Here is a 22,115-nt window from a genome sequence, read left to right as displayed (position 1 = left end):
GCTCAGGCGCGGCCGTGGGCGCGCGCGTAGCGCATGAGGCCGCCGCGGAACGCGGGGAAGCCGGTGCCCATCAGCAGCGCGAAGTCGGCGTCGTCCGCCGTCTTCAGCACCCCTTCGTCGAGCACGCGCTGCGTCTCGGCGATCATCACGCCGTTGAGGTGATCCTGGATCGCGGCCGCATCCATCGTCTTCGCCGCCGCGGGCGCGAAGGACGCCAGCGCGGGATTCAGCGCCTCCTTGCCGCCCTCGTAAGTGTAGAAACCGGTCGAGGCGCCGTTCTTCCGGCCCTTCAGGCCCGCGGCGAGCATCTGGCCGCAGACGCTCGTGCCGGCGAAGCGCGCGGGGAAGTAGTGCTTCATCTCGCCATAGATGAAATCCGTCACGTCCACGCCAACCTCGTCGATCAGGCGCATCGGCCCCATCGGCCAGCCCCAGTCGCGCATCGCGCGGTCGATCACGTCCGTCGGCACGCCCTGCTCCCAGAGCGCACACGCGGCGTTGAGGTAGAAGAACAGCACGCGCGTCACGAGGAAGCCCGGCGACGAGCGGCAGATGACCGGCGTCTTGCCGAGGTGCTTGGCGAAGGCCAGCACGCGATCGGCGGTGTCGCGCGTCGTGTGCGGCGAGAGCACCATCTCGATCAGCGGCATGCGGCTGACGGGATTGAAGAAGTGGATGCCGATCGTGCGGCCGGGATGGATCGCGGTGGCGGCGAGCTCCTCGATCGGCAGCGCGGAGGTGTTGGACGCCAGCACGCAGTCGGCGCGCACCACCTGCGACAGCTCGGCGAACAGCGCCTGCTTCGCCGCGACGTTCTCGACGATCGCCTCGACCACGAGGTCGCAGTCGGCGAAGGCCGCCAGCTCGGTCGTGCCCTGCACGCGGGCGACGCCCTGCGCCGCCGCCGCGGCGGTCATCTTGCCGCGCTTCGCCGCCTCGTCGAAGAGGCCCTGGATCACCGCCAGCCCGCGTGCGACGAATTCCGGCTGCACGTCGCGCATGACGACGCTGTAGCCGCGCGCCGCGCACCACTGCGCGATGCCCGAGCCCATGACGCCGGCGCCGATCACGCCGATCTTCCGGAACGGCGCGGGCGCCGCGGCCGCCGCCGGCTTCGGGAACCAGGCGTCGACCGTGAGCTTCTTCACCGCGTCCTTAAGGAAGAAGACGTGGACGAGGTTGTGCGCGACGTCGCCGGCCGCGATCTCGCCGAACCGCGTCGCCTCGAGCTCGAGCGCGGCCGCGAGCGGTGCGCCGCCCCCTGCTCCACCGTGTCGAGCACGGCGAGCGGCGCGGGCTGGCCGCGCAGCCGCGCGAGCGCCGTCTTGCGCTGCTCGGCGAAAAACGCCGCGTCGGCCGGCTGGCCGGCGGTGCGCGCCGGCCGGCCGCTGGCGGCGAGCCGGAGCGCCGCGGCCTTCGCCCGGGCTTTCAGCTCCGCCGCCGGCACGACCTCGTCGATCAGGCCGGCCCGGTGCGCCTCCGGTGCGGGCAGCAGCTGCGCCTTCAGGATGTGCTCCACCGCCGCCTTCGCGCCGATCAGCCGCGGCAGGCGCGCGCAGCCGCCCCAGCCGGGGATCAGGCCGATGCCGACCTCGGGCAGGCCGATGACGGTTTCCTTGGCGTCGCTCGCGAGGCGCCAGTGGCAGGCGAGCGCGAGCTCGTAGCCGCCGCCGGCGCACGCGCCGTGGATTGCGCAGACGACCGGCACCTTGAACTGCTCCAGCATGCCGAAGAGCGCATGGCCCGCCCGCGACGCGTCCTGGCCCTCCGCGGGAGTGGCGATCTTGCCCAGCCACTTCAGGTCGGCGCCGGCGATGAAGATCTTCTCCTTGCCGCTGAGCACGACCACGGCCTTCACCGGCTGCGCGGCGAGCGTCTCGATCGCGGCGCGCAGCGCGGCCTGCGTCGGCGGGTTGAAGACGTTGGCGCGGCTCGCGGGGTCGTCGAAAACGATCCAGCCGATGCCGTCCGCATCGACGGAGGAGGTAACCGTAACGGGGGTGCTCATGGGGGAGGAGTTGGGCCCAAGGAACTCCCCGCCCCCGCGGCTGACAACGCCAAGCCCGGCGCGGCACCCAACTATTAGTCGCCTTATGACAAATGTAAGGCGCCCGGCTTTCAGCGCCGGCGCGCCCCCGGGCCCGCGAATTTGCGCAGGTATTTCAGCGCCACCTCGAAGTCGTGCGGCAGCGGCGAGGTGACCGTCACGCGCGCGCGCGACAGCGGATGCGTGAACGTCAGCGCGCTCGCATGCAGCGCGAGGCGCGCGATCAGGGGCGCTCGTCGTCGCGGCCCTTGTAGCCGCGCTTCAGGCCCGAGAGCAGCAGCCGCGTGTCGTTGCCGTAGAACGGATCGTTGAGGATCGGCCACCCGCTGGCGGCGAGGTGCACGCGGATCTGGTGCGTGCGCCCGGTCTGCGGCCGGCACTCGAGCAACGTGAAGGTGCCGTAACGCTCGAGCACCTTGCCGTCGGTCACGGCGCCCTTGCCGTGCCGGCGCACGACGCACATGCGGCCCGGCGCGGCGTCGTCCTCTTTCAGCACGAGGTCGACGCTGAACGCGTCCGGCAGGGCGCCGGCCGCGTCGGCGAGCGGCGGCGTGCCGCCGGCCCACGGCGCCGCGCAGGGGCCGGCGGGAACGACGAGGGCCAGGTAGACTTTCTCGACCGTCTTGGACTGGAACTGCCCGCTGACGAAATCCAGCGCGGGCTTCGTCTTCGTGCACAGCACGACGCCGCTGGTGTCGGCGTCGATGCGGTGGACGTTCGCCACGCCGTGTCCCATCGCCTCATGGACCAGTCCCATGAGGTTGGCGCGCGACTTGTCCCACCGGTCGGGCGCGATGAGCAACCCGCTGGGCTTGTCGAAGGCGATGAGCGCCTCGTCCTCGTAGATCACCGGCGGCAGCGACGGCATGGAGCGCGTTTGAACGCCATCGGGCCGGCCCCGGCAACGCTTAACCGCGGGAAAGGGCCACGCGTTTTAAGAAATTTTTGCCGCTGACGCCTGCTCCTTTCTGGCTTCGTCGCCCGTAATCCTTTCACTACCCGCCATGACGCTCGCGCCGCGCTTTCTCGTGAAACTCATCGCGAGCCACCGCATGCGGCAGCTGCAGAAGCGCCTGCGCGTCGCCGACGCCGGGCCGGCGCACCAGCGGCGCGCGTTCGCCGCGTTCATGGCCGCGCACGCCCGCACCGAGTTCGGCCGGCTGCACGGCCTGGGGCCGCGCACGACCTACGCCGACTACCGCACGCAGGTCCCGCTGCGCACGCCGGCGGAGTTCGCCGGCTGGATCGAGCGCATGGCCGCCGGCGCCGCCGACGTGCTCTGGCCGGGCCGCTGCCGCTTCTTCGTCTACACCGCCGGCACCGTCGACGGCACGCCCAAGCCCCTGCCCGCCACGCCCGCCATGCTCGCCCACTACCGCGGCGCGCTGGGCGACGCGCTGCTGCTGCACGCCGTGCACACCGGCCAGCCCGAGCTCTTCCTCGGCCGCCACCTCCACGCCGGCACGAGCACGGCGCTCAACGAATCCGGCGGCGCCTACGCCGGCTACCTCGACGCGATGGTGCCGCTGGCGCTCTCCGAGTGGTCGGAGAAGAACCTCTACGCCCCCGCCCCCGGCATCGCGCGCCTCACCGCCGGCGAGGAGAAGATGCGCGCCATCGCCGAGCAGTGCGCCGGCGCCGACGTCCGCCTGGTCGCCGGCACGCCGGCCGCGCTCGTGGCGCTGATCGACGCCGTGCGCGCGCACGGCAGCACGGGCAAGCAGCGCGTGCAGCACCTGCGCGCCGTCTGGCCCCGCCTTGCCGGCTGCGTGCACACCGGCTCGATCCTCGGCATCTTCGGCGCCGAGCTGCGCGCCGGCCTCGGCCCCGACGTCGCGCTGCACGAAATCTACGCCGGCGCCGAGGGCGTCTACGCCGCCCAGGACGGCGACTCCGGCGCGGGCTTGCGCCTGCTCGCCGACCAGGGGCTGTTCTTCGAGTTCCTGCCGCTGCGCGAGCTGGCCGAGGGCAACCTGGCCGCGCTCGGCGGCCGCTGCGTGCCGCTCGAGGAGGCGCAGGCCGACACCGACTACGCGCTCGTCGTCACCACGCCGGCCGGCCTTTGCCGCTGCCTCGTCGGCGACAGCGTCCGGTTCCTGTCGGTGAAGCCCCCGCGGCTCGTCTTCACCGGCCGGACGCAGCTGCTCCTGAACTCCTTCGGCGAGCACGTCACGGAGCGCGAGGTCACCGCCGCCCTCCTCGCCGTGTGCGCGCGCAACGACTGGACGCCGGTGAACTTCCACGTCGCGCCGTATTTCACCCGCCTCGTGCCGCGGCCGCAGGGCGCGCACGAGTGGTGGGTCGAGCTGCGCCCCGGCACGGTGCGCACGCCGACCGGCCCGCTGCTCGGCGCCGAACTCGATGCGGAGCTCAGCCGCCACCACACCGACTACACCGCCCGCCGCGCCAACGGCGCGCTCGAGCCGCCGCTGGTGCGCCTGGTGATGCCCGGCACCTTCAGCGAGTGGGCGCGCCTACACGGCGCGCGCGAGGGCACGGGCAAGTTCGCCCGCTGCCGCAGCGACCGCCTCGTCGCCGACCAGCTCGCCGGCATCGCCCGCTTCCACACCCAGCCGCCCTTCCGCGCCAACGGCCACTGAGCCGCGGCCGGCCGGCCGGCCCGCGGGTGTTCCGGGCGGCGGAGTGCAATCCGTCGCCCGGCATTTCCCTGGCATCCTTGGGACTTGCGCGCGCCGCGGACGCCAACCCCTGAGGCGCGCGTGCGATTCACGTCAGGCGATCTTCACCTCGATCACCTTCGGGCGGACCTTCTCGTTCTTCGGCAGGCGCAGCAGCAGCACGCCGTCCTTGAACTCGGCGAGGATCTTCGTCGCGTCCGCGTTCTCGGGCAGCGTGAAGCTGCGCAGGAAGCGGCCGTGTTCGCGCTCGACGCGGTGATACTTGCGGTTCTTCTCCTCGCGCTCGACCCGGCGCTCGCCGGTGAGGGTGAGCACGCCGTCCTCGAACGTGACGTGCACGTCCTCCTTCTTCATCTCGGGCAGGTCGGCCTTGATGAGATATTCCTTCTCGTCCTCGGTGATGTCGACGGCCGGGATCCAATCCGTCGTCACGAGTTTCTCCTCCCGGTTCGGATCGATCATCCGGAGCGGGTCCGGCCCAAATAGAGCCGCCATGCGGCTCTGCATGTCCTCCATCTCGCGGAGCGGATTCCAGCGGAGAATCGGAGCGGGTTTCATGATTTCCTCCTGGTTGAATGCCGCGCAGCACAGCGCTGCGGCCGGATATTTTTCCACCGGGCCGGGAAAGCCGCTCCGCATTTCTTGGTCGCCCCGGCGGCGCGTTTGTAACCAACAAATGCGCGCCGCGGCCTGCACGGCCAAAAAAAAGCGGAGCCCGGAGGCTCCGCGGGAAAGGGATGCGCGGCGGGGCGCCGCGACGCGGCTTACTCGTCGCTGTCGCCGTCGTCGTCGGACTCTTCGCCGTCTTCCTTCTTCTTGCTGCGCGCGCGCCTGGCCTTCGCGTCCTTGGCGTTGAGCCAGAGATCGCCCTTGGCGTTGCGGTTCAGCCAAAAGATCTCGCCGTTGCGCTCGCCGAAGGTGGGCTTCGTCTTCGCGTCGTCGGGCACGTTGAGGCCGGCGCCGACCAGCGCCTCCAGGATCTCGATGGCGGGGCGGCCGAGCTGGGTCGACAGATCGTCGATCTTGGCGGTGAAGCCTTCGCCGCGCTTCTTCGGCTGGAGCAGCAGGCGCAGCGCCTCGAGCACGTCCGCGCGCACGCGTTCGGTCTGCGGGGCGGGAGTGGCCTCGGCGACCGGCGCGGCCTCCGCCGCGGGGGCGGCTTCGGGGGCCGGAGCCGCCGGGGTCTCGGCCGCGGGCGCCTCGCGGGCGCCGGACTCGGCCGGCTCGTCGCCGCCCTCGGCGGCATCGCTGCCGTCGCCCTTGGGGCCGCCGCGATTCTTGCGCGCGTTGATCCAGATTTCGCCGCGCTGGTTCTTGTCCATCCAGTAGAGGAAGTCGCCTTCCTCGTGGAACAGCGGCTTCTCGGCGCCGTCCTCCTTGATCTTCAGACCCTGCTCGGCGAGCTGGGCAAGGAGGCCGGCCTCGTCGGTCTTCAGCGCCTTGGTGAGGAAGCCGAAGCTGCCGGACCAGCCGTGGCCGCGGCGGTTGCGGCGCATGAGGGCGCGCACCTTGTCGAGGAAGGTCTTCGGCGTCGCCGGTTGCTGCGGCGCGGAGGTCGGCTGCGCTTCGCGCGCGGGCTGCGCGGTGGCCTCGGCCTGGCGCTCGGCGCGGGTCTCGTGCTGCCGGCGCTCCTCGCGCGGCGCGGGCGCGCTGTCGGCGGGCGCCTCCTCGTCGCTCAGGCGCTTGCCCGGGACGATGCGGAAGACGGGCTCGGGCTTCTCGCGGGTGTTGATCCAGATCTCGCCGCGGCGGTTGATGTTCACCCAGTAAAGGTCGCCCTCGAACTCGACGTAGACCGGCTTGGCGTTCTCGTCCGCCGGGATCTGCAGGCCGCACTCGACGAGCGCGCCCTTCAGGTCGGCCTCCTCGAGACGCCATTTCTTCGCCAGGTAGTCGAGGCCCACGCTCATGCCGGGCCCGCGCTGGTTCTTGCGCATGTGCGGGCGCATGGCGTCGAAGAACGTCGGCAGCTCGTCCTCCTCGGAAAGCTTGTCCCAGTCGTCCTTCTCGCCCTCCTCCTCGGAGGCGTCGGGGTCGTCGTCGCGCGAGGTGTCGCGCAGGCGGCGCAGGCCGTCGTCCGTGCCGACCTTCTCCTCGGCCAGGAAGGTCTCGCCTTCCTCGGCGGGCTGGGCGGGCGCGTTGCTGCTGGCGGCCTTGAACTTCGCCTCGAACTCCGCCCGGAGCTTGTCGGCCTCGGCCCGCGCGGCGGCGGCGGCGGCATCCTCGAGCGTCCAGTCGCGCTGCGTCGGGCGACGCACGAGGCCGGTGAACGCCAGCAGGTTGTCGGGTTGCGTGTGAAAGGTGATGACTTCCCAACCCTCCTGACCGAGGTCGTTGAGAAATTTCTCCATGCGGTCCGGCGACGCGAAGCCGCCCTTGCCGCTGGTGATGACTTTGTATTCCCAGTTGGACATGCGAGCGGCCATAAACCCGCAATGGGCCATGGCTGGCCAGCCTAAACTCGAATGGGGGTCACCCCGCGCCCACCGTCGCCCGCAGGAAGCTGCCGACCGCACAGTCGGTCAGCTGTCCGCCGGGGCCGTCGGGGTTGAAGTCGAACGCGTGCGTCGCCCACGGCAGCGACAGGAAATGGTGCGGCACGCCCGCCGCCTGCAGCGCCGCGGCCAGTCGCTCGCTGTGCCGGTGCCACACCAGCGTGTCGGGCGCGCCGTGCAGCAGCAGCGTCGGCGGCGTCGCGGGGCCGATCATCGCCTGCGCGCTGGCGTCGGCGTAGCGCGCCCGGCGCTCGGTCGTGTCGGGCGGGCCGCCGAGGTATTGGCGCATGAGATTGGCCGAGTTTAGCGCGTCGTCCTCGCGCGACACTCCCCAGGCGAACTCCATGTCCTGCGGCGCGTAGAACGAGATCACCCCGCGGATCGCCGGGTCGCGCGTGCCGTAGGCGACCGCGGTGGCGATCTGTCCGCCGGCGGAGCGGCCGAGCAGGACGAAGCGGCCGGCGTCGATCCCGAGCGCGCGCGCGTGCGCCTTCAGCCAAGCGAGCGCCGCGCGCACGTCGTCGCGCTGCGCCGGCCAGACGAAGCGCGGCGCGAGCCGATACGAAACCGCCGCCACCGCGCACCCGCGCGCCGCCCAGCGGTGGTTCCACTCCGGGATCTGCTCGCGGTCGCCGCCGTCCCACCCGCCACCGTGCACCACGACGAGGCACGGGGCGCCGTCCGCGCCGGCGCCGCGGGCGCGATAGAAATCCAGCGACAGCTCCACGCCCTCCGGGCGCGCGAAGACGTGCGTCTCCCTTGCCGCGCGCGGCGGCGCGGCGTGGAGAAACAGCCGCGCGAGGGAGAAGGCCGGCGCCGGTGCGACGGCGCTCGCGCCGAAGGCCGCGCGCAGCGCCGCCGGCAGACGCGCGCCGATCCGCGCCGCGCTGGCGACCGGACGCAGCAGCCCCGCCGTCGCCCCCGCGCTCAGGCCGAGCAGCACCACCCGTGTCGCCCCGTCCGTCGCGACCCCGGCGATGGCGCCGAGACCGAGGGCAAGCGGGACGAACCACACGCCGTATTCCCCGACCGCGAGCGCGACCTTCCAGATCCACGACCGCTGCGGCGCGTGATGCAGCGTGAACGACGCCGCGTAGGCGAGCGCGAGGAGGAGGACACCGAGGAGCACGGGGAGCACGAACCAAGCTACGGGTGTCCGCGCCGCCCGGACGACAAAATTTCAGCCTCGCGCCCGCCGCGGTCCTGCGTCCTCAGTTTCCCGTCCTCCAATGTCCCGCCGCCTCGACCAACTCCTCGCCAACCTCGGCTACTGCTCGCGCCGCGAGGCCCGCGCCTGGATCGACGACGGCCGGGTGGAGGTCGCCGGCCGCGTCGCCGACGATCCCGGCGAGAAGACCGCGCCGGGCCTCGTGCGCGTCGACGGCGAGCCGCTCGACCGCCCCGACGGCCTGCTGCTGCTGCTGCACAAGCCCACCGGGCTCGTCTGTTCGCACGACGGCCGCGAGGGTCCGAGCGTCTACGGCCTGCTCCCGCCGCGCTGGCAGCGCCGCAACCCGCCGGTGACGACGATCGGCCGGCTCGACAAGGACACCAGCGGCCTGCTGCTGCTGACGGACCGGAGCGAGCTAGTGCACCGCCTGACTTCGCCGAAGCACAAGGTCCCGAAAATCTACCGCGCCACGCTCGATGCCGACCTGCCGCCGGGCCTCGGGGAGCTCTTCGCCGGCGGCACGCTCGTGCTCCGCGGCGAGACCGAGCCGTGCGCGCCGGCGGACCTGCGCGTGCTCGGCCCGCGCGAGGCGGAGCTGACGCTCACCGAGGGCCGGTATCACCAGGTGCGCCGCATGTTCGCCAGCCAGGGCTGCGAGGTGCTCACGCTCCACCGCGTGCGCTTCGGCCCGCTCGAGCTCGGCGCGCTCGCGCCGGGCGCGTGGCGCGAGCTGCCGCTGGACACGTTCGGGTGAGGCGCGGCGCGCGTCACTCGCGCGCCGTCAGGTCGAACTTCAGCGGCACCTCCATCCGCGTCGCCACCTTGCGGCCGGACAGGATGCCCGGGCGGAACTTCCAGCGGGCCACGCCGGCCAGCGCGGCGCGGTCGAACTCGGGGGCGTTCGAGTGCGTCACGCGCGGTTCGAGCACGCGGCCCTCGGCATCGACGATGAACTCGACCACGACGACCGCCTGCTCGAGGCCGGCGATCCGCACGCCCTTCGGAAAGCTGGGCGACGGCTGCGCGACCGGCTGCGGCACGCGGTCGAGCTGCGAGAGATTGAAGATCGCACCCGCGGGTCCCGGTCCGGCGCCGCCGCGGCCGCGGCTCACCGGGATCGTCATCGATTTCAGTGCGCCGACATCGACCTCCGCCCGCGGACGCAGGTCGAGCGCCTGCGCGAAATCGCTCAGCGCCACGCTCGTGGGCACGTCCGCGAGCTGCGGCACGGCGGGGGCGGCAGGCGCGTCGACGAGCTCGCGCGGCTGCTCCTCGGCCTCCTCCGGCGGCAAGGGCGGCAGCGCGATCTCGATCGCCGCCGGGACCGGCACCGGCGCCGCGACCGCGCGGCGCGCCGGCGGCGGGGAAAACCGTAGAACATCGCCGCGTGCAGGCCGGCGGCGGCGGCCACGGCGAGGAGGGTCGCCCCGCGCGTCTTCGGCGCGGAGGCGTAGCGCCAGTCGCCGGCGCGGGCCGCCGGGGCGGGGAGCGCCGCGGCGGGCGCGGACGGGAAGTGCGGGCGCGCGGGACGCGGCTTGCGAGGAAAGTCCTGAGTTTTCATGGCGGGAAGGCGGAGGCCGGATTTTCCGGCCGGCGACAGGAAGCGCCGAACCCCGCCGAACTCAAGTGGCCGCACGCCGCGTAACCGAATCTTCTGCATTCGGCGCCCCGGCCGGTGCGACCGCAGGTGAATTTTCGGCGACACTCGCGTGTCCGGCGGAACCGCGACGCGCCGCCGGACCAGGGCGAAAGCAAACGCGCGCCGGAGCGAACCGGCGCGCGGCAGTCAATCGTGAGGGAAAGGCGGCTCAGCCCTGCGGCTCGTCGAACTGGAAGCGGATCGGCACTTCCATGAGCGTCGCGACCTTGCGCCCGCCCTTGATGCCCGGGCGGAACTTCCAGCGCTTCACGCCCTCGAGCGCGGGCTTCTCAAACTCGTAGTTCGTGGAATCGACGACCTTCGGCTCGCGCACGTTGCCCTCGGCGTCGACGATGAAGCTGACACGCACCACGCCGTTCTCCAGACCCGGCGTCTGCGGGACGTGGGGCGACGGCTGGGCGACGGCCTGCGGGATGCGGTCGAGGTCCGACAGCTTGAAGATCGAGCCGCCGTTGCCCAGGCCGTTGCCGCCGCGACCGTGGTTGACCGGGATCGTCATCGAGCGGAGCGCGTTGGCGTCGATCTCGGCCTTCGGGCGGAGGTCGACCAGCTGCGAGAATTCCGTGAGCGAGACGGCGGACGGCACGTCGGCCAGCTGCGGCACCGCGACGGTGGTCGTCTGCTCCTCGACGAGCTCCGTCGGCTTGTCCTCGGTTTCCTCGGGCGGGAGCGGCGGCATTTCCATCTGGATCACCGACTCGGTGGGCTTCGCCACCGCGGCGACCTTGCGCGCGGGCTTCGCTTCGAAGCCGTAGAACATCGCCGCGTGCAGGCTCACGGCGGCGACGATGGCGAGGGCGAACGTCCAGTGCGTCTTCGGCGCGGCGGGATAGCGCCAGCTGCCGGCGGGCGGCGGCGTCATCGGCAGCGCGCTGGCGGCGCCGCGCGGGAAGTGCGGGCGCGGGCGGCGGGACGGGGAGCGGGTGTTCGTGGAGTTCATGGGAAAGGGAGCGTGGAGTGTGGTTGCTGTTCTCACACCGGACGCGGCGCCGAAGTTTCAGAAACTGAATTTTCGTCGTCGCGCGGTGCGCCTTCCCTTTTGCAACGCGCGTGCCAACGCCCGCCTTCCGTCGAAGCGCCCGCGCGCTCAACGACTTAAAATTTCGCTTCGCCTTTCGGCTAGGCGCGAAAACGGATGCGCGCGGGAAACGGCCGTCCCGCGCGTGGGAAAATCGCCGCGCCGCCACCGGCACAGTCATTCGGGGCTTTTCATGCGCGACTGTTTCGCCTCTGTTGCGCGCATGTCCCTCCCTGCTCTCACCGGCGCGCAAAAGACCCAGCTCCGCGGTCGCGGCCAGACGCTGCCCGATCATGCGTGGCTCGGCCGCGACGGCGTGACGACGGAGTTCCTCGCCGAATTGCTCCGCCAGCTCGACGCGCGCGAGCTGGTGAAGCTGCGCTTCACCGGCGGCCAGGACCGGCGTGAACGCGCCGCGCTGTGCGCGCAGGTCGAGGGCGACGCCGCCTGCCTCTGCGTCGGCGCCGTGGGCCACACCGCGCTCTTCTGGCGCCCGGGCGCGGACGGCTCGAAGCTGCTCGCGGCCGGCTGAGCGCGCCGGCGGCCCCACTCCGGCGTCGACCGGCGGGACAGCGCGGCCCCGCCTCCGAACACCGGAGAGCAGGGCCGCAGTTTGTTCACCTGAGCTGGCGGGCGTATGTCTCCCGCTCGCGTTCAGGACAACGGGTTCGAGGCGTCTGACGCGGGGCGGAGCCGGAGGTTCCGCCGGGCGTTTAGAACGCGTAGGCGACGAGCGTGTCGTGGCCCTTGAAATAGTAGATCCGGCCGGTGCGCTCGTCGGCCAGGTAGTCGGGATCCTTGGCGCCGAGCGGGAGCTCGCGGTCGGTGGCGCCGGTGGCGAGGTTGACGCCGTAGAGGCCGAGGCCGGACTTGGGGAGCTTGGTGACGATGTAGGTGTAGGCCTCGGTCGCCTTCGAGCCGCCGGCCTGGGCGGCGCGTTTCTCGGTGTAGGCGTTGTAGCGGTCGAGGGCGCTCTGGATGTTGTTCATGCCCTGCTGGCCGCCGCGGTTCATGATGCCGCCGTTCTGCGCGACCTGCATGTTGCCCTGGGCGGAGGCGAGCGCGGTGACGGCGAACATGGCGAGCGTGGCGAAGGCGTCGCTCGGCGCGGCGTAGTAGAGCGACCATTTCTGCTGCCGGGCGAGCGGGTCGAAGCCGAGCAGGTGCTGCTTGCCCTGCACGACGATGTGGCCGTTCTGGCGCGTGATGGCGACGGGGACGTCGAGCCGCGCCTTGTTGGTGGAGCTGACGGCCTTGATCGTGCCCATGAGTCCGCCGGTGAGGCCGAGGCCGATCTTGGCCACATCGCCGCCGCCCAGCTTGCGCTTGAACTCGATCGGCACGCGGAAGGACTCGGTGACGGTGGCGCCGGTGGTGGAGAGGCCGACGAGCTCCTTGCCGTCGGCGAACATCACCGCGTGCGCCTCGGGGAGCACGAGCAGGTTGGTCAGGCCGCCCTCGATCTTCTGGTCCTTGTAGACCGGGTTGCCGGTGGCGGCGTCGAGCACGACCACGCCGAGCGGCTCGCGGAGCTGCACCTGGTTGCCGTCGGAGAAGTTGCCGCCGAAACGCGCGAAGATCTTTCCGTCGACGATCTCGAGCTGGGAGACGATGGCGTTGTCGCGCGCCTTGAAGAGGCCGGCGTATTCGGAGATGCGCTCGCTCTTCCAGAGCTGGCGGCCGGTGCGGCGGTCGATGGCGCAGACGCTGCCGCCGCCGGCGCCGTAGAGGCGGTCGCCGTCGAGGCGGAGCGGGGCGTAGGTTTTCTTCAGGCCCTTGGCGCCGGGCGGGAACTCGACGCCCCACTTGATCGCGCCGGTGTGGAGGTCGACGCAGTGGATGCCGAGGTAGCCGAGGAACATCTCGTCGCCGTCGATCACGGGATCGTGGTAACCGGAGAGGTCCATCGTCGGCATGAACTTGCCGCTGCCGTCGGCGAGATGGAGCGGAATGCCGTTGGACTTGCAGAACTTCGTCGCCCACTTCAGCGCGCCGGTGGCGAGGTCGTGGGCGCGGAGGTAGATGCCGTTGTCCTTCTCCTCCCACGTCTGGACGACGAAGATGACCAGTCCCTGCGCCGGCACGGCGAGGGTGTCGAGGTATTGGCCGGAGAGTTGCGGGGTCTTCCAGACGGTCTCGCCCGTGAGGAGGTCAAGGGCCTGGAAGGTGACCTTGCTGTTGCCGAGGCCGGCGAAATTGTTCGCGACGATCCACGGCGTGCCGGCGATCTCGACCGCGTTGTTGCGGGTGGACTTCGCGATGTCGGCGCGCCTCCAGAGGACCTTGCCGTCGTCCGGGCTGACCGAGAGCAGGGCGTCGGGCGTGCCGACGAGGAGCGTGCCCGCGGCGGTGAGCTGATACCACTTGGCGTCGGCGCCGAGCGGCTGGGTCCAGAGCGGCTTCGCGGCGGTGGCGGCGAACAGGGGCGCGGCGAGCAGCCACGCCGCGAGGGGCAGGAGGAGCTTTTTCATGAGGCGCAATCGTGCGCGCCCATCCTAGCAGCTCGGCGTCGGCCGCGAATACGCAGGGCTGCGTAGGCGCGGGCGGGCCGGACGAGACGACGCGACCCCGCGGAAAACACTACGCGGGGTCGCGCGCCAATCGAGCCGGGCTACGGGGCGTAGCTCTCCCCTTGCCCGGCAAAGCGGAACCGTCTCACTCGTCGCCGATGGTGAAGTTGATCACCTGACGGACGCGGGTGTTGACCTTGCGGCCGGCCTTCATGCCGGGGCGGAATTTCCATTTCGACACGCCGATGATGGCGGCGTCATCGAAGCCGTGGTGGCTGGTGTCCGTCACCATCGGGGCGACGACGTCGCCGTTGGAGTCGACGATGAACTCGAGCGTGACCTTCGCCTCGGAGACCTGCTGGCGGAGCGAATACGGGAAGGTCGGCGCGGGCTGCGCGATCGGTTGCGGCGGGCGGTCGAGCTGGGAGATTTCGAAGACCTTGCCGAGGTTGGCGATCTTCTGCGCGCGGGTGGCGCTGAGCGGGATCTTGGCGACCTTGGCGGCGTTCAGGTTGTCGGCGATCTGCGGGGCGACCTGCAACGGCTGCACGAAGGTCGAGACGGAGACCGAGGACGGCACGTCGGCCAGCTGCGGGACCGCGACGGCGGGCGTCTGGTCCTCGGACGAGTCGCTGAGCTCCTCGACCTTGTCGGGTTCCTCCTCCTTCAGGTCCGGCATGGCGATCTGGATGATCTCCTCGACCGGGGCGGCGGCTTTTACGACCTTCGGCTTCTTGTTGAAGCCGTAGAGGAAAGTCAGGTGCAGGCCGACCGAGACCAGGATGGCGATGATCAGGGTGCCGCGCGGGTTGGTGCACCCATAGTAGCGCCAGGAACCGGGGGCGAACCGCGGACTGGCGAGAACGGAGGCGGGGAGGGGTTTGGCGGGGCGTTTCATGACGTCCGTCGCTGGCAGTGCGTGGATCGTGTCGAGCATGAACCTATCATACGGCTAATAGCCTATTTGGCCCCTGCATCGTTTGCGCAAGGGTGCGCATGTCTTGAAGCGACGCAATACCCCAAAAAGGCTAATCAACGCGCGACTTACGCAGGCGCCGCGGTGCCCGTAAGTGCGGCGTTGCGCCGCCCCGCGCGCGGGCCAACCCTGTCCCGCCATGACCCTCGCCGACCTCGGCTGGACCGACGAACTCGCCGCCGCCTTCGCGCCGCACGCCGCGGCGGGGCTGCAGGCCGCGCGCGTCACGCTCCAGCTGAAGGGCTTCTGGGAAGTCACCACCCCCGACACCGCCCGCCTGGCCCAGTGCACGGGCAAGTTCCTGGCCGAGACCACCGCCATCTCCGACATGCCGGCCGTGGGCGACTGGGTGGCGATCGAGCCGCTGCCGGGCGACGACACCCGCGCCCTTATCCACGCCGTGCTGCCGCGCCGGACAAAGTTCTCCCGCAAGGCCGCCGGCGAGCGCGACGTCGAGCAAGTCGTGGCCGCGAACGTCGACACCGTCTTCCTCGTCAGCTCGCTCGACGCCAATTTCAACCTCCGCCGCATCGAACGCTACCTCGCCGCCGCCCGCGCCAGCGGCGCGCAGCCGGTCGTCGTGCTCAACAAATCCGACCTCACCCGCGAAGCCGCCGCGCTCCGCGCCGAGGTCGAAGTCATCGCCCGGGGCACGCCGATCGCCGTCACCAGCGCCCTCAAGCGCGGCGGCACCAAGCCGCTCCGCGAGTGGCTGCGGCCGCACACCACGGTCGCCTTCCTCGGCTCCTCCGGCGTGGGCAAATCCACCCTGATCAACGAGCTCGTCGGCGACGAGCTGCTGGCCACCCAGGAGGTCCGCGCCGTCGACGGCAAGGGCCGCCACACCACCACCCTGCGCGAGCTCGTCGTCTCGCCCGACGGCGTGCTCATCATCGACACGCCCGGCATGCGCGAGTTGCAGCCGTGGCAGGCCGACGAGGCGGTCGACGATGTCTTCGCCGACATCCGCGAGCTGACGCTGCGCTGCAAGTTCACCGACTGCTCGCACACCACCGAGCCCGGCTGCGCCGTCTGCGCCGCCCTCGCCGACGGCTCGCTCGATCCCTCCCGCTGGCAAAGCTACCAGCGCCTCCAGCGCGAGACGGCCTTCGAGGTCCGCCGCGTCGACCGCCGCGCCTCGCAGAAGCACAAGACGGAGTGGAAGAAGGTCACCAAGCAGCTCCGCCAGCGCGTGCGCGAGAAGCGCGGCGACGAGTGAGCGCGCGGCGCGCGGTCGCGTCCCGCAGCGCCCGGGTCTTGCCCGCACGGCCACGCGACCGGCGCCGACGGAGCGGCCGCGCCTCCCGCTTGTCCCCCGGGTGAACCGCTCACCGGCGTGCCGTTGACGCGCCGGCCGCAACCTGAAGAATGGGCGCACCATGTTCACCATCATTGGCGCCGACGGGAAGGAATACGGGCCGGTCTCGGCCGACAAGCTGCGCGAGTGGATCGCGAGCGGACGCGCAAACGCCCAAACGCAGGCGCGCCGCGACGGCGAAGCCGCGTGGAGCACCCTCGGCTCGCTGCCGGAATTTTCCAGCGCCTTCGCCGCTCCCCGCCCCGCGCCGACGCCGGGAGCCGGACGCCCAGCGGGGCCAGTCCCGCGCTCAGCCTCGACCCCAAGGCCTACGCCGACGCCCTCCTCGGCCGCGGCGCGAAACTCGATTTCGGCGGCGCGCTCAGCCGCGGCCTCGATCTGCTCAAGACCGACTACTGGACCTTCGTCGGTGTCACGTTGGTGATGACGCTCGTGCTCGCGGCGGTGAACTTCATCCCGCTCGCAGGCCTGCTGCTGACCGGTCTGCTCACCGGCGGCCTGCAGCTCTTCTTCGTGCGCAAGCTGCGCGGCGAGCGGCCCGAGCTGGGCGACTGCTTCGTCGGCTTCAGCTCCATGACCGGCCCGCTCATCCTGGGCAGCCTCGTGTCCGTCGTGCTGATCGTGCTCGGCGTCATCTGCCTCATCCTCCCCGGCATCTACCTCGCGGTGGCCTACCTTTTCACCTTCCTGCTCATCCTCGATCACAAGCTCGACTTCTGGCCGGCGATGGAGGTCAGCCGCCGCGTCATCACGGCGAACTGGTTCATGATGTTCCTCCTCGTGATCGTGGCCGCCATCCTTTCCTCGCTCGGCACGGTGGTGCTGCTCATCGGCTACGTCCTCACCGCCCCGTATTTCTACGCCGTGCTCGCTGCCGCTTACGAGCAGCTCGTCGGGCCGCGGCAGGCGTGAGGCGCGCCGCGCGCCCGCGGCCTTCCATCGGGGGCGCAGCTCAGGCTGCGCCCTTTTTCTTGTCCGCGACGGACGCGCGCCAATGGTCGAGCGACCATTGGCCCGGGCCGAACGCGAGCACGAGCAACGCCACGAGCAGGAACAGGAACGGCGCCGCGCTGGTGAACTTGTCGGGGTCGCTGAAGATCGCCTGCACCGCCTCGCGATCGGCGGTCACGTAGGCGACGAGCATCGTGAAGGTCAGCGGCACGCTGACCGGCCGCGCGAACAGGCCCAGGAACAGCAGCACGCCGCCGAGGCACTCGGTCGAGCCCGCGGCGATGGCGTTGAGCTTCGGCGCGGGCAGGTCCAGCGAGGCGAAGAACTCTGTCGTCCGGTCGAGATGCGTGAGCTTGCCCCAGCCGGTCTGGGCGAAGGACCAGCCCCAGTAGGCGCGCAGCACGAAGAGCAGCGGCGTTTGCAGGTGAGCGGCGAGACGGTCGAAGGTGTCGAGCGGGGTGCGCAGATTCATGGTGAATCAGAGCCGCTGCCTCCCGCGCTATTCCCGGCGCGCGGGATTTTTCTTCCGATAAAGGATGTGCCGGCGCAGCGGATGACCCTCCGGCAGGCGCGGGTGGTCGAAGTCGTCCGCCGGATCGCGAGTGAAGCCGAGCCGCTCCATCACGCGCCACGAGCGCTCATTCGCGTGCACGGTGAACGAGACGATCTCGGGCAGCTGCAGCTCCTCGAAGCCGTAGCGCACCGCCGCGGTCGCCGCGGCGGTGGCGAGGCCGCGCCCCCAGAACTTTCGCCGCAGCCGCCAGCCGACCTCGACGCAGGGCGTGAAGCGCGCCGTCCAGGCCGGCGGGTTCAACCCGGTCCAGCCCGCGAGCTCGCCCTCGCACTCGACCGCCCAGAGCCCCCAGCCGCGCGCGGCGATGGCGTCGCGCAGTCGCTGCAGCGTCGCCAGGGACTCCTCGCGCGTCAGCGGCGCGGGCAGGAAGCGCATGACCTCCGGATCGGCGTTCATCGCGGCGAACGCGTCGAGGTCGTCGTCGCGCCACTGGCGGAGCGTGACAGGAGGCGTAGTCATCGTCGCAGAAACTTGCCGCGCAATCCGCCGCGCCGCGAGCCCGTTCGCCGCCGCCGTTCGACCTTCCGCTTCACGCGCCCGCATGCCGCTCGTTCGGAAACCTCGCGTTCCGTCCCAGGCCAATTTTGCGTAATACGCAAAATCAGCTCCCGCGCCACTCGTCATCCGGCGGCGCGTTCAGCGCCGGCAGAACCAGCCCAGCTCCATCCAGGTGCGGAACCAGCCCTGCACGGTCGCGGCCCAATCGCCGCGCGGGCGCCTCGCCTTCGGGATGCCGGCGGCGAGCGCGCGCTCGAGCGGCTGGCCGGCGCGGATCGCGGCGAGGATCTTGAACGCCGCGGGCTCGAGGCGCTTGAAGTAGATTTTCCCTCGTGCCGGTGCACGGCGACGCGGCACGGCGCGCGGCGCGGACGCGGGACCTTGCTGTCGGCCCGCACGCGCAGCGCGGTCGGCGCGTTCGAGGCGTCGCCGCGGAGGAGCGCCTCGCGCTTGCGGATGGCGATCAGGTAGTCATCGACCGGATAGCGCAGCTCGAGCAGCTGCAGGTAGGGCTGGAGATTCAACCGCAGCTTCGCGGGGTTGGCGTCGAGCAGGTCGTCGATCGTGAAGACCGGGAACGCCGCGCCGTCGTAGACCTCGACCTGCGCCCACTCGAAGCGCGCGAGGTCCGCGCACAGGTCGGTGTGCGGTGCCGTCCAGCGGGGTTGCGCGCGGATGAATTGCGCGAGCCGCTGCGGCAGGTCGCGGAGCGTCCAGTAGCGCGAGGGATGTTTTTGGAGAAAGGCCTCCGCGAGCCGCAGGAAGCGTCGCTCGCCGAGCGCGGCGCGCAGTCCGGGGCAGTCCTCGTGCAGGCTGTCGAGCACGCGGAACCAATACATGCGGTTGTAGATCTCGAGCCGCTCGAGCGCGGTCAGGCGGTCGTTGGGCTTCGCGATCGCGGCGACGGCGCGGCGGGTCGCGCGGCCGTCGCGCAGGCGCGGCGCGGTGCGATTGGCGCGCGTGAGCGGGTTCATCACCACCGCGAGCGTGGCGCGCTGGAGCGCGCGCAGCTCGGCGCGCGAGCGGGCGGAAAGCGGGGCGACGGGAAGTTTCGCGGCGCGGCGGGGCATCAGCGGACGGCGGTTTTCGCGGGCCGGGCGCCGAGCGCGGCGCGGGCCTCGGCGATGTAGGCGTTGGCCTTCAGCGCCTCGTCATGCACTTCCTGGAAGGAGGGAATCTTGTCGTCCCACTCGAGCAGCGTGGCGGTGACGCCGCAGAGCCTGGTGGCGTGCGCATAAAGCTTCCACACCGGGTCGAGCACCGGGTGGTCGTGCGTATCGAGGATGTATTTCTCGAACTTCGTGTGCCCGGCCACGTGCATCTGTGCGACGCGGTGGTGCGGGATGGCGTTGAGGTAATCGTAGGGATCGAAGCCGTGGTTCTTCGACGAGACATAGATGTTGTTCACGTCGAGGAGAATTCCGCAGTCCGCGCGCTCCACCACCTCGGCGAGGAACTCCCACTCCGTCATCTCGGAGGCGTGGAACTCGGTGTAGGAGCTGACGTTTTCCACCGCGAGCGGCAGCTCGAGGTAGTCGCGCGCGTAGCGGATGTTGGCGGCGACGTGCTTGGCGGCGGCGACGGTGTAGGGCATCGGCAGCAGGTCGTGCGACACGGTGCCGTCGACGCTGCCCCAGCAGAGGTGGTCGGAAATCCACGGCGTCTTCGTGCGCTTTGTCAGCGCCTTGAGCTTCTTCAGGTGGTCGCGGTTGGGAAAATCCGTCGAGCCGAGGTAGAGCGAGACGCCGTGCTGGACGACCTTGTATTGCGCGAGGATGCGGTCGAGCACCTCGAGCGGGCGGCCGCCGTCGACCATGAACGTCTCGGAGATGATCTCGAACCAGTCGACCGTCGGCTGCTCCGACAGGATGTGGTCGTAGTGCGGCACGCGCAGGCCGATGCCGATGCCGTAGTCGGTGTAACCGTTGAACTTGTTCGCGGGCATTGCGGGGAGGCGGGAGAGCGGGCTGAGCGCTGCGTCCGGAGCGTGGCGCGAGCGCAGGGCGAAGCAAACCTTCCGAAGCAAGGAGACCGACGCGCATCGGCGCCGGTCTCCGCTGAGACACACCTTAAAAGGCGGATTCAATCCACCCGTCGGCAACGAGCTTACTTGGCCGGCTCGTCCTTCTTGTCGTCCTTCTTGTCGTGGCCCTTGCAGCCATCCTTACCCTTGCAGCCATCCTTGCCTTTGCAGCCGTCCTTGCCCTTGCAACCGTCTTTGCCCTTACAGCCGTCCTTGCCCTTACAGCCGTCCTTGCCCTTGCAGGAGTCCTTGCCCTTTTCGTCGCCGACGATCTGGGTGCCGGCGTTGACGTTGGTGGAAGCGGAGGCCTTGAGGGCAAGGGCTCCGGCGTAGAGGCCGGCGATGGCCGCGGCCGCGATGATCGAGCGGGTGGATTTGTTCATGGTCGTGATCTGGGGGTTGTAGTTTGCCGGCCGCCGCGCGGCACCGTGCCGGGGCGGACAACAAAAGCGTGGAGTAATGGCGGGTTTGAGCCGTGGGGCGTGGAGTTATTCCCGAAAAATTACGCTCGCCGGACGGGAACGGACGCATCCTCCCCGACCCCGGGCCGGCCGCCAATCCCTTTGCGACGAACCGCCGGCGCCACGCGAGAAGTCCACCCTTGCTCGCGTCCGCCCCGGTCACGCTCCTGCTCCACGCCCGCCGGCTCAGCGATGGCCGCGCGCCTGGTCGGCATGGAGATGGACCGCGACACCGCCGATGCCGGCAAGCTCGCCGATCTCACGCTCGCGACGAAGCGCCTTCGCCGTGACGGGCGGGAAAATCTACCCGCCGCTCAGGGCGCTGCGCCGCGCGCTCACCCGATCCGGTCCAGCAGCGGCAGGCCGCTGACGAACCGCTGCAGGTTGCCGGTGAAATGCCGCACGAGGCTCTCGTCCTGCTCGCGGTGCCCGCCGGCGAGGTGCGGCGTGATGTGGCAGTTCGGCGCCACCCACAACGGGTGCTCGGGCGGGAGCGGCTCCGGGTCGAGCGCATCGAGAAACGCGCCGCGCACCTGTCCGCGGTGCAGCGCCGCGAGCAGCGCGTCCTGGTCGACCGTCGAGCCGCGGCCGATGTTGTAGAAATACGCCCCGCGCCGCAGCTGCGCGAAGAACACCGCGTCGCAGAACCGCCGCGTGCCGGCCGCGTCGGGAAGGCAGTTCACCACATGGTCCGCCAGCGGCAGCACGCTGGCGACCTCCGTGTCGCGCAGCATCTCGATGCCCTCGTCGCCGCGCGGCGCGCGGCGTGCGCCGATCACGCGGCAGCGAAAGGGCGCAAGCAGGTCGCGCAGCCGCTGTCCGATGGCGCCGTAGCCGAGGATGACGACGGTCTTCCCCTGCAGCGTTTCGATCGAGTAGCGGCCCTCGGTGTAATTCCACTCCCGCGCGCCCTGCTTGTTCAGGATGTAGCGCGGCAGCTCGCGGGTGAAGGCCATCATCATCGCGAACGCGTGCTCGGCGCACGGGTCGGCGAACACGCCGGAGGCGTTGGTCACCAGCGCGCCGCGCGCGCGCATCGCCGCGCGGAAATCGTCGCGGTCGTAGCGGGTGTAGCCGGCGGTGGAGAGCGCCACCCAGCGGAGCTTCGGACAGCGCATCACCTCGTCGGGATCGGGCTGCCCGTAGGCGATGTCGGCCTCGGCCAGCGTCGGATCGGGCTCGCCCGGCGTGAGGACGGAGCGCGAGGATTTCGCCGACTGGATGACGCGGCAGCCCAGGCGCGCCAGGCTGTCGTAGAAAAGTTCACGCGCACCGGGACGGAGCTCGTGGTTGGCCCAAACCGTGAGGCTCATTGGGAAGCAGAAACGAGGGACTTCATGACGACGGTGCCGCGGCGTGCCCGCAAGCGCGAAGCAGGACATAGTTCTTTCGAACTCATCCGGGTTCCATTTTTCGTCGCGAAAAAACCCGCGTTCGTCGCATCCGAGCGGACGGCGGGCACCGGGTCGCGGCCATCCCGTCCCCGGCGCGGAGGTTCAGTCGCCGCCGCTTCCGCCCTCGGCGCCGCCGTTGTCGTCGCCGGTCGCAGCGGAGCCGCATTCCGGGCCGCACTCGCCGGAGTGACTGTGCTGGCAGTGCGCATCGGCCGCTGCGCCGGGATGAGGTCGGAGCAGATCGTCGGCCGCAGTGGGCACGCCCCAGGCCGGGCCGCTCGCATCGCCGCCGCGGTCCGCGCCGCGTCGCGCGCGCCAGGCCGCCACGACCGCGAAGGCCACGAAGCCGAACAGGAGGAAAAGGAAGACGATTTCCATCG

At 70.8% G+C, this 22,115-nt stretch carries 22 protein-coding genes and 1 pseudogene; 6 read left to right on the top strand and 17 right to left on the bottom strand.

The annotated features are described in order from the left end of the window. Positions 1–2: 2 nt before the first annotated feature. The 3 genes from ACMYLB_RS04015 to ACMYLB_RS04005 form a co-directional block, all read right to left on the bottom strand. Positions 3–1,148: a 3-hydroxyacyl-CoA dehydrogenase family protein gene (locus ACMYLB_RS04015; RefSeq protein ID WP_415909689.1), complete on the bottom strand. Its 1,146-nt coding sequence runs from the start codon at positions 1,146–1,148 to the stop codon at positions 3–5. Then, a complete protein-coding gene (locus ACMYLB_RS04010; protein ID WP_415909688.1) occupies positions 1,145–2,008 on the bottom strand; it encodes an enoyl-CoA hydratase-related protein in 864 nt (287 codons plus the stop codon). Before ACMYLB_RS04010 ends, ACMYLB_RS04015 begins: the two co-directional genes overlap by 4 nt. 262 nt (positions 2,009–2,270) lie before the next feature. Then, positions 2,271–2,915: an RluA family pseudouridine synthase gene (locus ACMYLB_RS04005; RefSeq protein ID WP_415909687.1), complete on the bottom strand. Its 645-nt coding sequence runs from the start codon at positions 2,913–2,915 to the stop codon at positions 2,271–2,273. A gap of 136 nt (positions 2,916–3,051) precedes the next feature. Here ACMYLB_RS04005 and ACMYLB_RS04000 point away from each other — a divergent pair, with 136 nt between their 5' ends. Continuing rightward, on the top strand, positions 3,052–4,647 hold the full coding sequence (locus tag ACMYLB_RS04000) for a GH3 auxin-responsive promoter family protein (RefSeq protein WP_415909686.1): 1,596 nt from the start codon (positions 3,052–3,054) through the stop codon (positions 4,645–4,647). Between the two features lie 132 nt (positions 4,648–4,779). Here ACMYLB_RS04000 and ACMYLB_RS03995 read toward each other — a convergent pair whose 3' ends face one another. From ACMYLB_RS03995 to ACMYLB_RS03985, 3 genes are all read right to left on the bottom strand, one after another. Then, positions 4,780–5,244, bottom strand: coding sequence for an Hsp20/alpha crystallin family protein (locus ACMYLB_RS03995; protein WP_415909685.1), 465 nt, complete (start codon positions 5,242–5,244; stop codon positions 4,780–4,782). Between the two features lie 206 nt (positions 5,245–5,450). Then, entirely contained in the window at positions 5,451–7,100 is a 1,650-nt protein-coding gene (locus tag ACMYLB_RS03990) for a DUF4177 domain-containing protein (RefSeq protein ID WP_415909684.1), read from the bottom strand. A gap of 58 nt (positions 7,101–7,158) precedes the next feature. Then, entirely contained in the window at positions 7,159–8,319 is a 1,161-nt protein-coding gene (locus tag ACMYLB_RS03985; RefSeq protein ID WP_415909683.1) for an alpha/beta hydrolase, read from the bottom strand. A 91-nt stretch (positions 8,320–8,410) separates the two neighbouring features. Here ACMYLB_RS03985 and ACMYLB_RS03980 point away from each other — a divergent pair, with 91 nt between their 5' ends. Further along, positions 8,411–9,106 (top strand): pseudouridine synthase, encoded by a 696-nt coding sequence (locus tag ACMYLB_RS03980; RefSeq protein ID WP_415909682.1) that lies wholly within the window; start codon positions 8,411–8,413, stop codon positions 9,104–9,106. 13 nt (positions 9,107–9,119) lie between these two features. Here ACMYLB_RS03980 and ACMYLB_RS03975 read toward each other — a convergent pair whose 3' ends face one another. Both ACMYLB_RS03975 and ACMYLB_RS03970 read right to left on the bottom strand, forming a co-directional pair. Then, positions 9,120–9,683 carry an energy transducer TonB gene (locus ACMYLB_RS03975; RefSeq protein WP_415909681.1) on the bottom strand — a complete coding sequence of 188 codons (564 nt, stop codon included), beginning with the start codon at positions 9,681–9,683 and terminating at the stop codon, positions 9,120–9,122. Between the two features lie 477 nt (positions 9,684–10,160). Next, positions 10,161–10,952: an energy transducer TonB gene (locus tag ACMYLB_RS03970; protein ID WP_415909680.1), complete on the bottom strand. Its 792-nt coding sequence runs from the start codon at positions 10,950–10,952 to the stop codon at positions 10,161–10,163. A gap of 301 nt (positions 10,953–11,253) precedes the next feature. Between ACMYLB_RS03970 and ACMYLB_RS03965 the strand changes: the two genes are divergently transcribed. Further along, the gene (locus tag ACMYLB_RS03965; RefSeq protein WP_415909679.1) at positions 11,254–11,562 is read left to right on the top strand and encodes a YhbY family RNA-binding protein; all 309 of its coding nucleotides are present in this window, start codon (positions 11,254–11,256) and stop codon (positions 11,560–11,562) included. A 181-nt stretch (positions 11,563–11,743) separates the two neighbouring features. On the opposite strand, the gene ACMYLB_RS03960 is transcribed toward ACMYLB_RS03965, so the two are convergent. Together ACMYLB_RS03960 and ACMYLB_RS03955 are read right to left on the bottom strand one after the other, a co-directional pair. Then, a complete protein-coding gene (locus ACMYLB_RS03960; protein ID WP_415909678.1) occupies positions 11,744–13,501 on the bottom strand; it encodes a PQQ-binding-like beta-propeller repeat protein in 1,758 nt (585 codons plus the stop codon). 184 nt (positions 13,502–13,685) lie between these two features. Beyond that, the gene (locus tag ACMYLB_RS03955; protein ID WP_415909677.1) at positions 13,686–14,477 is read right to left on the bottom strand and encodes a TonB family protein; all 792 of its coding nucleotides are present in this window, start codon (positions 14,475–14,477) and stop codon (positions 13,686–13,688) included. A 178-nt stretch (positions 14,478–14,655) separates the two neighbouring features. On the opposite strand from ACMYLB_RS03955, the gene rsgA reads away from it, so the two are divergent. From rsgA to ACMYLB_RS03940, 3 genes and pseudogenes are all read left to right on the top strand, one after another. Then, complete coding sequence (gene rsgA, locus ACMYLB_RS03950; protein ID WP_415909676.1) at positions 14,656–15,735, top strand: ribosome small subunit-dependent GTPase A; 1,080 nt, start codon at positions 14,656–14,658, stop codon at positions 15,733–15,735. Between the two features lie 160 nt (positions 15,736–15,895). Continuing rightward, positions 15,896–15,991 (top strand): annotated as a pseudogene (locus ACMYLB_RS03945) (hypothetical protein); the annotation flags it as partial. A 29-nt stretch (positions 15,992–16,020) separates the two neighbouring features. Further along, positions 16,021–16,746 (top strand): hypothetical protein, encoded by a 726-nt coding sequence (locus ACMYLB_RS03940; protein WP_415911159.1) that lies wholly within the window; start codon positions 16,021–16,023, stop codon positions 16,744–16,746. A 40-nt stretch (positions 16,747–16,786) separates the two neighbouring features. Here ACMYLB_RS03940 and ACMYLB_RS03935 read toward each other — a convergent pair whose 3' ends face one another. The 7 genes from ACMYLB_RS03935 to ACMYLB_RS03905 form a co-directional block, all read right to left on the bottom strand. Continuing rightward, entirely contained in the window at positions 16,787–17,257 is a 471-nt protein-coding gene (locus tag ACMYLB_RS03935; protein ID WP_415909675.1) for a DoxX family protein, read from the bottom strand. Positions 17,258–17,284: 27 nt separating this feature from the next. After that, positions 17,285–17,818 (bottom strand): GNAT family N-acetyltransferase, encoded by a 534-nt coding sequence (locus ACMYLB_RS03930; protein ID WP_415909674.1) that lies wholly within the window; start codon positions 17,816–17,818, stop codon positions 17,285–17,287. 161 nt (positions 17,819–17,979) lie between these two features. Further along, positions 17,980–18,927 (bottom strand): putative DNA-binding domain-containing protein, encoded by a 948-nt coding sequence (locus ACMYLB_RS03925; RefSeq protein ID WP_415909673.1) that lies wholly within the window; start codon positions 18,925–18,927, stop codon positions 17,980–17,982. Further along, positions 18,927–19,802 (bottom strand): DUF692 domain-containing protein, encoded by an 876-nt coding sequence (locus ACMYLB_RS03920; protein WP_415909672.1) that lies wholly within the window; start codon positions 19,800–19,802, stop codon positions 18,927–18,929. Before ACMYLB_RS03920 ends, ACMYLB_RS03925 begins: the two co-directional genes overlap by 1 nt. Positions 19,803–19,963: 161 nt before the next feature. Beyond that, the gene (locus ACMYLB_RS03915) at positions 19,964–20,263 is read right to left on the bottom strand and encodes a hypothetical protein (RefSeq protein ID WP_415909671.1); all 300 of its coding nucleotides are present in this window, start codon (positions 20,261–20,263) and stop codon (positions 19,964–19,966) included. Between the two features lie 413 nt (positions 20,264–20,676). Continuing rightward, the gene (locus ACMYLB_RS03910; protein ID WP_415909670.1) at positions 20,677–21,654 is read right to left on the bottom strand and encodes a D-2-hydroxyacid dehydrogenase; all 978 of its coding nucleotides are present in this window, start codon (positions 21,652–21,654) and stop codon (positions 20,677–20,679) included. A 183-nt stretch (positions 21,655–21,837) separates the two neighbouring features. Next, on the bottom strand, positions 21,838–22,113 hold the full coding sequence (locus ACMYLB_RS03905; protein WP_415909669.1) for a hypothetical protein: 276 nt from the start codon (positions 22,111–22,113) through the stop codon (positions 21,838–21,840). Positions 22,114–22,115 lie beyond the last annotated feature (2 nt).

This window comes from Oleiharenicola sp. Vm1, assembly GCF_047777955.1.
Taxonomy (GTDB): Bacteria; Verrucomicrobiota; Verrucomicrobiia; order Opitutales; family Opitutaceae; genus Didemnitutus.
The sequence above is the reverse complement of the archived record's forward strand: the minus strand, read 5'-3'. Positions and strand labels throughout refer to the sequence as shown.

Bases quoted from the DNA above. Each gene is read 5' to 3' on its own strand.
- ACMYLB_RS04010 (WP_415909688.1), bottom strand. From the start codon at position 2,008: ATGAGCACCCCCGTTACGGTTACCTCCTCCGTCGATGCGGACGGCATC.
- ACMYLB_RS04005 (WP_415909687.1), bottom strand. From the start codon at position 2,915: ATGCCGTCGCTGCCGCCGGTGATCTACGAGGACGAGGCGCTCATCGCC.
- ACMYLB_RS04000 (WP_415909686.1), top strand. From the start codon at position 3,052: ATGACGCTCGCGCCGCGCTTTCTCGTGAAACTCATCGCGAGCCACCGC.
- ACMYLB_RS03995 (WP_415909685.1), bottom strand. From the start codon at position 5,244: ATGAAACCCGCTCCGATTCTCCGCTGGAATCCGCTCCGCGAGATGGAG.
- ACMYLB_RS03990 (WP_415909684.1), bottom strand. From the start codon at position 7,100: ATGTCCAACTGGGAATACAAAGTCATCACCAGCGGCAAGGGCGGCTTC.
- ACMYLB_RS03980 (WP_415909682.1), top strand. From the start codon at position 8,411: ATGTCCCGCCGCCTCGACCAACTCCTCGCCAACCTCGGCTACTGCTCG.
- ACMYLB_RS03970 (WP_415909680.1), bottom strand. From the start codon at position 10,952: ATGAACTCCACGAACACCCGCTCCCCGTCCCGCCGCCCGCGCCCGCAC.
- ACMYLB_RS03965 (WP_415909679.1), top strand. From the start codon at position 11,254: ATGTCCCTCCCTGCTCTCACCGGCGCGCAAAAGACCCAGCTCCGCGGT.
- ACMYLB_RS03960 (WP_415909678.1), bottom strand. From the start codon at position 13,501: ATGAAAAAGCTCCTCCTGCCCCTCGCGGCGTGGCTGCTCGCCGCGCCC.
- ACMYLB_RS03955 (WP_415909677.1), bottom strand. From the start codon at position 14,477: ATGCTCGACACGATCCACGCACTGCCAGCGACGGACGTCATGAAACGC.
- rsgA (WP_415909676.1), top strand. From the start codon at position 14,656: ATGACCCTCGCCGACCTCGGCTGGACCGACGAACTCGCCGCCGCCTTC.
- ACMYLB_RS03935 (WP_415909675.1), bottom strand. From the start codon at position 17,257: ATGAATCTGCGCACCCCGCTCGACACCTTCGACCGTCTCGCCGCTCAC.
- ACMYLB_RS03930 (WP_415909674.1), bottom strand. From the start codon at position 17,818: ATGACTACGCCTCCTGTCACGCTCCGCCAGTGGCGCGACGACGACCTC.
- ACMYLB_RS03925 (WP_415909673.1), bottom strand. From the start codon at position 18,927: ATGCCCCGCCGCGCCGCGAAACTTCCCGTCGCCCCGCTTTCCGCCCGC.
- ACMYLB_RS03920 (WP_415909672.1), bottom strand. From the start codon at position 19,802: ATGCCCGCGAACAAGTTCAACGGTTACACCGACTACGGCATCGGCATC.
- ACMYLB_RS03915 (WP_415909671.1), bottom strand. From the start codon at position 20,263: ATGAACAAATCCACCCGCTCGATCATCGCGGCCGCGGCCATCGCCGGC.
- ACMYLB_RS03910 (WP_415909670.1), bottom strand. From the start codon at position 21,654: ATGAGCCTCACGGTTTGGGCCAACCACGAGCTCCGTCCCGGTGCGCGT.
- ACMYLB_RS03905 (WP_415909669.1), bottom strand. From the start codon at position 22,113: ATGGAAATCGTCTTCCTTTTCCTCCTGTTCGGCTTCGTGGCCTTCGCG.